Here is a 310-nt window from a genome sequence, read left to right as displayed (position 1 = left end):
GGAAGGCGCGGCGGGTGTACTCGCCGGGGGCGGCGGGGGCGGCACCGGCTGCGATGCAGCTTTCCACCAGCCGCCGGGCCACCGCACAGCCGCCGTGGCAGGAAAGCTCCACCACAACCTCGCCGGTGTAGCTGTGGGGAGCCCGGAAGAAGAGGGCCACGCCCTCGTCAAAGGCGTCCTCCCCTTCCATGAAATGCCCAACCAGAGCGGTGTAGCCCTTGGCCTCCTCCACCCGCTTATCGGGATTGGCCGGGCAGAACACCTTTGCCGCCACGGCATAGCTCTCCGGGCCGGAATGACGCACCACGGC

General features: G+C 69.4%; 1 pseudogene. It reads right to left on the bottom strand.

Annotated features, from left to right (window positions below):
* Nucleotides 1–310 (bottom strand): annotated as a pseudogene (locus P0G09_RS17755) (tRNA uridine-5-carboxymethylaminomethyl(34) synthesis GTPase MnmE); the annotation flags it as partial.

It is taken from the genome of Faecalibacterium sp. DFI.5.82 (assembly GCF_029076575.1).
In the GTDB taxonomy this organism is placed as follows: domain Bacteria; phylum Bacillota; class Clostridia; order Oscillospirales; family Ruminococcaceae; genus Faecalibacterium; species Faecalibacterium duncaniae.
Note: the sequence above shows the minus strand (reverse complement) of the source record. Positions and strands in the feature narration are given on the sequence as shown.